The 9,436-nt window shown below is 64.0% G+C and carries 9 protein-coding genes; 5 read left to right on the top strand and 4 right to left on the bottom strand.

Translation table 11 applies throughout. From position 1 onward, the window contains the following. Positions 1 to 829: DUF763 domain-containing protein (locus tag WCB02_RS04910; RefSeq protein WP_423956713.1), on the bottom strand; the 829-nt coding region annotated here is incomplete at its 3' end. Between the two features lie 235 nt (positions 830 to 1,064). Between WCB02_RS04910 and WCB02_RS04905 the strand changes: the two genes are divergently transcribed. Beyond that, positions 1,065 to 1,238: a DUF3606 domain-containing protein gene (locus tag WCB02_RS04905; RefSeq protein ID WP_423956712.1), complete on the top strand. Its 174-nt coding sequence runs from the start codon at positions 1,065 to 1,067 to the stop codon at positions 1,236 to 1,238. A gap of 13 nt (positions 1,239 to 1,251) precedes the next feature. Then, positions 1,252 to 1,428 (top strand): DUF2934 domain-containing protein, encoded by a 177-nt coding sequence (locus tag WCB02_RS04900; RefSeq protein WP_423956711.1) that lies wholly within the window; start codon positions 1,252 to 1,254, stop codon positions 1,426 to 1,428. Between the two features lie 124 nt (positions 1,429 to 1,552). Here the strand turns inward: WCB02_RS04900 and WCB02_RS04895 are convergent, their stop codons facing one another. Beyond that, entirely contained in the window at positions 1,553 to 1,852 is a 300-nt protein-coding gene (locus WCB02_RS04895; RefSeq protein ID WP_423956710.1) for a hypothetical protein, read from the bottom strand. A gap of 111 nt (positions 1,853 to 1,963) precedes the next feature. On the opposite strand from WCB02_RS04895, the gene WCB02_RS04890 reads away from it, so the two are divergent. Continuing rightward, positions 1,964 to 2,161, top strand: a complete 198-nt coding sequence (locus tag WCB02_RS04890; protein WP_423956709.1) for a hypothetical protein — start codon at positions 1,964 to 1,966, stop codon at positions 2,159 to 2,161. 15 nt (positions 2,162 to 2,176) lie between these two features. Here the strand turns inward: WCB02_RS04890 and WCB02_RS04885 are convergent, their stop codons facing one another. Next, on the bottom strand, positions 2,177 to 4,807 hold the full coding sequence (locus WCB02_RS04885; RefSeq protein WP_423956708.1) for an MMPL family transporter: 2,631 nt from the start codon (positions 4,805 to 4,807) through the stop codon (positions 2,177 to 2,179). Positions 4,808 to 5,007: 200 nt separating this feature from the next. Then, positions 5,008 to 5,178: a hypothetical protein gene (locus WCB02_RS04880; RefSeq protein WP_423956707.1), complete on the bottom strand. Its 171-nt coding sequence runs from the start codon at positions 5,176 to 5,178 to the stop codon at positions 5,008 to 5,010. A gap of 429 nt (positions 5,179 to 5,607) precedes the next feature. Here WCB02_RS04880 and WCB02_RS04875 point away from each other — a divergent pair, with 429 nt between their 5' ends. Together WCB02_RS04875 and WCB02_RS04870 are read left to right on the top strand one after the other, a co-directional pair. Continuing rightward, positions 5,608 to 8,835: an efflux RND transporter permease subunit gene (locus tag WCB02_RS04875; RefSeq protein ID WP_423956706.1), complete on the top strand. Its 3,228-nt coding sequence runs from the start codon at positions 5,608 to 5,610 to the stop codon at positions 8,833 to 8,835. Then, on the top strand, positions 8,832 to 9,436 hold a 605-nt coding region (locus WCB02_RS04870; RefSeq protein ID WP_423956705.1), incomplete at its 3' end, for a biotin/lipoyl-binding protein. The genes WCB02_RS04875 and WCB02_RS04870, both read left to right, overlap by 4 nt.

Here is a 9,436-nt window from a genome sequence, read left to right as displayed (position 1 = left end):
GGCCGCGCTCGGCCGCTGCCGCCAGGGTGCCGTGCAGCCGGCGCGCGAAGACATCCTTCGGCCGCACATCGTGATGCGCGGGCATGATGAGATGCGGCAGCATGGCTTGAGCGGCTGGCGCGCCGTTCAGCGCCTCGAACTCCGATACGATGCGGTCCGGACCGAATTCGCTGAGCAGTTCGAGCTGGGCCGTGCGCGAGGCTTCCGCGCGGTGATCGGTCAGATTGATGATCTCGCCCTGCGCAGGGCCGTCGATGGCGCTGTGCGGCTCGTCCAGGAAGTTCCTGGTGGTTTCGGAATGCCAGTGGTAGCGGCGAGCCTGCCTTCTGTCGCCGTTCATGCCCTGCTGCACCACGGTCCACTTGCCGTCGTCGCTGACGAAGAAGCCGTGCAGATAGAGATCGAAGCCGTCCTGCACCGCGGCGCTGTCGACCTTGGCGACGAGCCGGCTGGCGCGCACCAGCTGCCGTGCATCGAAGCCGATCCGTTCGCCCAGGCTGACAAGCTCATCCGGCGTCTTGCGGGAGTGCTGGCCGCGGCCACCGCAGACATGGAGGCCGAGCTCGTCCTGCAGCGGTCCAAGCCCGCGCTTCAAGGCCCCGATGACGCTTGTCGTGATGCCGGAGGAATGCCAGTCCATCCCCATCACGGCGCCGAACGATTGAAACCAGAAGGGCTGCGCCAGCCGCTGCAGGAAGGCGTCGCGCCCATAGTGATGCACGATCGCCTGCGTGATGATCGCACCGAGCGAAGCCATCCGGGTCGCGAGCCACGGCGGCACGCGCCCGCCATGCAGGGGTAGATCGGCGCTGCCTGTGCGTCTGGCCATATCGGGTCCCAATCCGTGAATCGGCGTGCCTGTCGGAATGAAGCCAGCATAGGGGACGCGGCGCCATTCGCAAAGCGGCGCCACGGCCAGCCTGATCAAGCTGTGCGGCGAGGAACTCTAGCCTACCTCACGGCATTGCACATCCGGGTCATTGGCATGGTGATCTGCACGGCCTTGCCTTCAAGTCCCGCAAAGCCCCAATGCTGAAGGCCGTGCTCCCTCCGGAGGTCGCAAGATGAATAGCCAGACAAAGAGGGCCATGCCCGATCGCAGCAAGATCAACGTGCGTGAACCGCGCCAGGTGAAATGTTGGGCGCACAAGTTCAAGATCAGTCAGGACGAGCTTGTCAGGCTGGTCGAACGGGTCGGCAGTTCGGCGGCCGCGGTGCGGAAAGAACTCGCAACCTGACGGAGACAGTCCGATGGCCTATCCGACCGACGAACAGATCCGAATCCGCGCCCATAAGCTCTGGGAGCAAGCCGGAAAACCCGATGGCCGCGACGATCAGTTCTGGCATCAGGCCGAAACGGAATTGAGAGAGATGGAGGATCTGCGGGAGATCTCCAGAGAGCCGCCGCCGGGCGTGCTGCCCGGCTGACCGTCGCGGTCAATGATCCCGGGGCCATCATCGACGGCGTCAGTAGGTGGTGGTTCACAGCATGTCGTCGTGCGCCGCGCTGCGGCCGGTCCGGTATCAAACGTCAAAACACTGGGATGAACTGCTAGTCGGAGTCGCGCAGGGAATCCAGCATGCGCAAATACACCAGGCCGGCCATGATGAGTTCATCCTCGTCGCGGACGCCGGCCTCGTAGCGTTTGTGGATATAGCGGGCGAGCGACGCGCGACGTTGATCGTTCTCATCAACGTCCGCGTGGAGCATCAAATACGTGCTCCATACCCGCGCGGCGATCTCGGCGGGTCCTTCCGGAGTTTGTTCAGCCATCTGCCTCCCCGTTGCCATGACAATGGCAGCATTGACCGCTTTGTTCCTGGAACGCCCCATCGCCGCGGCGGTTTTCACCCCGGCTGCTGGTCAAAGCTGTAGCGGCCGACTCGACCACGCTCGCGCGCGAACCTCCGCCAGCCCGGTTCTTTTCATCAAGACGCGAGAGTCTTCAAAAGGACGACGTACATGCCCAAGGCGAACGACAAGGCGAACGACAAGGCGAACGGCGACGCAAACGATCTGGAAGGCGCACAGGATCAAGGCGGCAAGCATGGCGGACAGGCCGGCATGCCGAAGCCGACGACTCGACCCGCCGACACGACGGAAGATCCCGGGCCAAGGCTTCGGAAAGACGCCGTCGGGCAGCCGTCGCGAGATCATTGACGGGCCGCGGAAGACCTATTCGGCCGCCTCCTGGCGGCGCAGCGCGGCCGGCGCCTCGGGGAACGGCTTGATCTGCCGCGGGCGGCCCATCAGGACCGGCTGAAACAGCACGGCTGCGGCCATGGTGCAGAGGAGCGAGAGCGCCATCATCTTGCCCATGCTCGCCATGCCCGGATAGTTCGAGGCCCACATGCTGCCGAACGCGATCGCGTTGGTCATCGCGCTGAACACCACGGCGCGGGTCAGCGTCGATTGCAGCAGGCCGGTTTTTCCGGCGCGCCAGGCCATGATGTAATAGATCTTGAAGGCGACGCCGACGCCGAGCAGCAGCGGCAGCGCGACGATATTGGCGAAATTGAGCGCGAGTCCGGAGATCACCGAAACTTCGAGCGTGACGGCGCCAGCCAGCAGCAGCGGGAACAGCGTCAGCAGAACGTCGGTCACCCGCCGCAATGCGATGAACAGCAGGATCGCGATGGCGACAAGCGCGAGAAGCCCGGCCTCGATGAAGGCCGACGTCACGGTCTTCCCGGATTCGTAGTAGCTGACGGCTGCGCCCGCCGCTGATGGTTCGGCGCGAAGCACCGCCCTGGCGAATTGCCGCAGCACGCTGGTCTTGTTCGGATCGCCCTTCGGCAGCGCCTGCACGCGGGCGCGGCCGTCCGGCAACAGCCAGTCGCTGACCAGGTTGGGCGGCAGCGACTTGATTGTCACGGTTTCCGGCGCAAGGCTCTTGCGCAGCCGATCGAGGTCATAGCGCAGCGGAGCGACAAGCGCGGCGGCAGCCCTGTCGCGGACACTCGGATCCGCGTCGGCGAGGCGTTTGAGCAGACTGGCGACGTTTCTGGCGGCGTCGGCGGAAGCATCTTGTTGGTCGCCTGCAACTTTGACGAGGGCATCCGCCGCGTTCCTGATAGCGGCGATATTGTCCTGGTCGCTCGGCGCGGGCTGCTGTTGCCGGGGATTGAGCGCCGGGTCGAGTGCCTTCGCCGCGCCCTGCAGGGCCGCGATCTTCTCCGGCTGGTCGTCCGGAACGAAGCTGCTCAGGGTCAGAACGCGCAAGACTTCCGGAACGGTCGCGAGATGCCGCGCCACCGCATCGGCCTGCTCGAGCGAAGGCGCCAGGATCTCCGCGTCGTTGCCGCTGGTTTGCGGGTCGCTCTGCAATCGCCGGTAGGTGACGACCGAAGGCGAATCCGGATTTTGCAGGTTCACCGGGTTGAAATCGAACGACAGATGCCAGAGCAGCGGCAAGCCCGCGAGCACGACAAGGACGGTGCCGGAGATCACGGCGACGCGGTGCCGCTGCAGAAAGTCGTCCAGCGGCGCTAGCCCCCTGAATCCGACGGCCGCCATCTCGCCGGGCGGATTGAGCACCATCAACATCGCCGGCACCAGCGTAATGCTGCAGGCAAACGCGATCAGCATGCCGCAACCAGCGATCAGCCCGAGCTCCGACAGGCCCTGATAGCTGGTCGGCAGAAAGGCGAAAAACCCGACCGCCGTTGCCGCGGCGGCCAATGCGAGCGGTTTGCCGGCCTTCTGCGCCGCGCTTCGCAGCGCCAGGCGCAAGTCGTGGTGTTCGCACCGCTCGGCGCGGTAGCGCACGCTGTATTGAATGCCGAAGTCGACGCCCAGTCCGACGAACAGCACGAAGAAGGCGATCGAGATCAGATTGAACGAGCCGACCATGGCAAGGCCGAGCGCCGCGGTCGCCGCAAGCCCGACCATCAGGCTGAAGAATACGGCGATGATGATCTTCGACGACCGCAATGCCAGCCAGAGAATCAGCAGCACGCCGAGCACCGCGGTCAGCGTGTCGCGCAGCGCGCTGCTGCTGATGATCGCAAACTGGTCGTCATTCATCGGCACCTGGCCGGTCAGGTTGACCGTGGCACCGGACTTGTCGGGAAGCTGGAGGTCGGCGGCCGCGCGGTGAATCGCAGCCTCGGCGGCGCGTCCCGGCTGGAGCACATTGAAATCGAGCTTGGGCGCGACTTCCACGAAGTGCCTGAGCTGGTCGGGCGACGGAGCGTGGCCTTGCAGCAATTCCTGCCAGGAGAATGTGGCCGGCTTGCCGGCGAGCACATCGCTCAAGGTCCGATCGGCCAGCGAGAGCGTCCAGGCCAGCTGCTCGAGCTTGATCTTGCCGGCGCGAACGCCCTCGGCGGCGAACGTCAGCGCCTTCATGACGCCGCGCAGGCTCGGATCGGTGGCAAGCACCGACAATATCGGCTTCGCACTGGTCAGTCCTTCGGCCGTCTTCCTGACATCCCCCGTGGTGTCGAACAGCAATCCATTGCGCGCGAAGAAATCGCCGCTGTCCGGCTGCCCCACATTGCTGAACAGTTCAGGGTTCTTTGTCAGCGCTTGCGCCAGCCCGTCCGTCGCCATTTCGGCATCTTCCGGCGTCCGCCCCCGCACGACCGCCACGATGCCCTTCTGCGGGAACGCCTGGTTGAGTTCGGCCTGCCTCTGATGCCATGGCAGTTTTTGCGAGATCAGACCTTCGACGTCGGTGTTGATGGAAAAGCGCGCGACGTCGAACACGGCTGTTCCGAGCAGCAACAGCGCGCCGGCAATGATGACCAACCAGCGATAATGGGCGCAGAAATCGACGACTCGAACGATCGCTCGGCTGATCATGACGGAAAATGAATCTCGCTAATTCAAACGCCCGGTCCGGCCTTGTTAACTTCCCGAGGAACCGCCGGTTCAATCCGCCTGTTTAAAAAAATTGCGAGACTTCGCGCCCAGAGCCCGTCGCGCCCAGAGCCCGTCTCATCTGTCTGTTAATCTGCCTCTGAGTTTCCCGCTCTCCCGAACGGTATTCCGCCGCCGCGCCCCTAGGCGGTATGGCCCTGGTCGATATTGTTGGGCGTCTTCTTTTCCCTTTGCGGGGTCATCCTGGCAGGGTCCGGCGCGCCCGGGATGCCACGTGGTCCAAAGAGCTCGCGTTGTATGTCGTCTTCCGAGCGCGCGGGCTCGACGCCGTTGGGTTGCCGGGGCTCGGTCATGGGAACACTCCGTTTGGGAAATTGCACATGAATTGCACATTCGTGCCCATGGACCGGGCACTCGCCGAAGGCTCTGCTGACAGCTCGAAAGCAATCGGCCGTCTCTCAACACGCCATTTCGGTGACATGGGTCAACGGATGACGGCGGCCGCGGTTTCCAGAACCATCTACCTTCCATTTCAAAGGGATGTGAGAAAGGATGGGGAGGCTGGCGCGCCCGGACGGGCGGCGCCCGAGGAACTCCGGCCCGACCAGGGAATTGAGTTCAGTCGGTCCGAGGGTTCGCGTGCCGAGCGCAACGTTTGCCGCCCCCGTGAGACATGTCGAGGTCGCGACGCTGCGACGTCGAAGACGCTGGAAGACAGGGCTGGAAGACGAATGGGGCTGGAAGACAGAGCGGCGGGAAGGCAAAGGGGCTGAAGGACAGATATGGGTCTCGTCAAATACGCGCTGAAGTTTCGCGTATCCTTTTTCGTGTTGTCGATCCTGATGATGTTGGGCGGCGTCGGAGCCGCGGTCGTGATGCCCAAGGACGTGCTGCCGACGGTCGATATTCCGGTGGTCGTCATCGTATGGACCTATACCGGGCTCGATACGACGGACATGGCGCAACGGATCACGACGTATAGCGAGTTTTCGCTCTCCAACAACGTCAACAACATCCGGCGCATGGAAAGCACCACCCTGCAAGGGGTGGCGATCGAACGGGTTTATTTCGAGCAGAACGTCTCTGTCGACCTCGCCATCACGCAGGTCGTCTCGGCCATGAATTCGATCCGCGCGCTGATGCCGCCGGGCGTCCAGCCGCCCGTGGTGATGCGGTTTTCCGCGTCATCCGTGCCGGTGGTGCAGCTCGCGCTGTCGTCCGACCAGCAGAGCCAGTCGCAGCTCTACGACTACGCGCAATACCGCATTCGTCAGACGTTGACCCAGGTGCCGGGAAGCACCTTGCCCTCGCCCTATGGCGGCGCGCCGCGGCAGATCATGGTCGATCTCGACATGCACGCCCTGCAAGGTTACGGGCTGACGCCGCTCGACGTGACCAACGCGCTCTCGGCGGAAAACCTCACCGTTCCCTCGGGCGAGGCCAAGATCGGCACCGGCCAATACCCGATCAGGCTCAACTCGGCGCCCGAGGCGATTTCCGCGCTCAACGCTCTGCCGGTCAAGGTGGTCGGCGGCACCCCGATTCTGGTTCGCGACGTGGCCTATGTGCGCGACGGATCGCCGCCGCAGCAGAACATCGTGCGCGCCGACGGCCGCCGCTCGGTGTTGCTGACCATCCTGAAGAACGGTGAGGCCTCGACCTTGTCGGTCGTCAACAATGTCAAGAGTTTCCTGCCGCAAATACGCCAGGCCGCGCCGAAGGGATCGAAGATCGACCTGCTGTTCGATCAGTCCGTCTTCGTGTCGGGCGCGATCATGGACGTGCTGCGGGAAGGGATCATCGCGGCGGGCCTGACCGGCCTGATGATCCTGCTGTTTCTCGGCTCCTGGCGCTCGACGCTGGTGGTGCTGATCTCGATCCCGCTGTCGATTCTCACCTCGCTTGCGGTGCTGGCGCTGCTCGGCCACACCATCAACATCATGACGCTCGGCGGGCTGGCGCTGGCGGTGGGCATCCTCGTCGACGATGCGACGGTTGCGATCGAGAACACCTACCGGTTGATGGAGGAGGGCAGGCCGTTCCGCGAATCCGTCGCCGAGGGCGCGGCCGGTATTGCCAAGCCGGCGCTGATCTCGACGCTGGCGATCTGCGCGGCCTTTGTCTCGGTGCTGTTCTTGAAGGACACGCCGAAATTCCTGTTCACGCCTCAGGCGCTCGCGGTGGTTTTCGCGATGCTCGCCTCGTACCTGCTGTCGCGCACGATCGTGCCGATCTTCATCGATGTTCTGGTCCGGCGCGAGCATGAACGTCGTTTCGGCTCGGGCGAACATGGCGGCGATCAGGGACACGAGCGGTCGCATCAGGATGACGAGAAGCCGGGACTCTTTGCGCGCTTCCATGGCCGCTTCGAGCGGGCCTTCGCCCGCTTTCACGACGGCTACATCGGACTGCTGCATGTCGTGCTGGAACGGCGTATCGCGGCTTTCGTCGTGGTCGGCGGTGTCGTTGCCCTGGCCGGTGTGCTGTTCATGTTCGTCGGCGAGGACTACTTTCCGCAGATCGACGCCGGAGAACTGACGCTTCATGTCCGAACCCGGCCCGGCCAGCGGATCGAAACCGCGGAGCAGACTTTCGGCGCGATCGAAGACAAGATCAGGGAGATCATCCCTGCCAAGGATATCGGCCTCGTGCTCGACAACATCGGGCTGCCCGCCAGCAACTACAATTTTGCGTTCGGTGACGGCTCCTTCGTCGCCAACAATGACGGGCAGATCCTGATCTCCTTCAAGCCCGGCCACGCCTCCACCGATGCCTATCGGGCGCGATTGCGGCAGGTTCTGCGGGAAGCCTTTCCCGATGTCATCTTCTACTTCCAGCCGGCGGACATGATCACGCAGATCCTGGATTTCGGCTCGATCACCCCGGTCGACGTTCAAGTCACCGGCCGCAACGCCGCCAAGGACCTCGATGTCGCCCAGCATATCGAGGCGCGGTTGCGCGCGGTGCGCGGCGCCGTCGACGTGCATATTCAGCAGATCACCAATGCGCCGGAGTTCTTTGCCGATGTCGACCGGCAAATGGCGCAGGAGATCGGCTTGACCGAGCAGCAGGTCGCCAATGCCCTCAACGTCTCCCTGGCCGGCAGCTTTCAGGTCACGCCGAATTTCTGGGCTGATCCCAAGACCGGCATTCCCTACCAGCTCTGGGTGCAGACGCCCGAATACCGCAACGATTCGCTGACCGACGTCGGCAATACGCCGCTGTTCGTGTCGACCGCGACCGCAGGCCAAGGAGGCGCCGGCGTCGTCACGCTGTTCGACAATATCGCAAAACTCCGCCGCCAATCGGAGCAGACCGTGGTCAACCACGTCAACACCCAGCCGAAATACGACGTTTTTGCCAGCGTCCAGGACCGCGATCTCGGCGCGGTGAGCGGCGAGATTTCACGGATCATGCAGGACGAGCAGAAGAACCTGCCGGTGCCGGACAAGATTTCGGTGCTCGGCCAGATCGCCGACATGCACAGCGCGTTTCAGAACCTCGGCTTGGGACTTGCGATCGCCATGGTGGCCGTGTACCTGCTGATGGCGGTGAACTTTCAGAACTGGGGCGATCCGTTCGTCGTGCTGGCGGCGCTGCCGCTCGCGTTCTGCGGCATCGTGATGAGCCTGTTCGTCACGCAGACGAGCTTCTCGATTCCCTCATTGTTTGGCGCCATCATGAGCGTCGGCGTGGCGAGCGCCAACTCGATCCTGCTCGTGACCTTTGCCCGCGAGCATCGGGAACAGACCGGCTGCAGCGCGGTGGAAGCCGCCATCAAGGCGGGCGAGACGCGGCTGCGTCCGGTGTTGATGACGGCGGCAGCCATGTTCGTTGGCCTGATTCCGATGGCGCTCGGTCTGGGCGAGGGCAGCGAGCAAAACGCCGCGCTGGCCCGCGCCGTGCTCGGCGGCGTCCTGGTCGGGACCTGTTCGACCCTGTTGTTCGTTCCCTTGCTCTATTCGGTATTGCGGAGCGGCGAGGCCAAACCCTTGAAGGATTACATATGACCGCTGCGACGACGGATGACCGGCTCTCGGCGAAAAGCGATGAGGCCAGAGGCGAGCAGGCCAGGAGCGATCAGGTTAATGCCGAACAGGCCACCAGGAGCGAGCATGCCGAGGCTGAACAGGCCGGGCGCGACGACGAGCCGCGGCGAAAGCCCGCTCCGCCATCGTCCAGGTTGCTCTGGCTTGTTCTGCTGGTCGTGACGGTTGCGCTCGCGATCGGCGCGGTGGGGCATTGGCGCACCTATGCGGCCGCCAAGGAGACCCAGGACGATATCAACAATGACGTGCCGAGCGTGCGCACGGCGCCGGCGAAACTGCTGTCCGATCCGATCAAGATCACCTTGCCGGGCCAGACGCAGGGGTTTGACCAGGCCAACATCTTCGCGCGCGCCACCGGCTATATCGCGCAGCGCTCGGTCGACATCGGAAGCCTGGTCAAGCAGGGCGATCTGCTGGTCAAGATCGCATCGCCCGATCTCGACCGCCAGCTCGACCAGGCCGAGGCCCAGCTATCGCAGATGAACGCGGCGCTCGGGCAGGCCAAGGCGCAGGTCAGTCTGTCGGAGGCGAATCTCAGGCTCGGCAACGTGACCTTCGCGAG

The organism is Bradyrhizobium sp. (assembly GCF_049581145.1).
Taxonomy (GTDB): Bacteria; Pseudomonadota; Alphaproteobacteria; order Rhizobiales; family Xanthobacteraceae; genus Bradyrhizobium.
The sequence above is the reverse complement of the archived record's forward strand: the minus strand, read 5'-3'. Positions and strand labels throughout refer to the sequence as shown.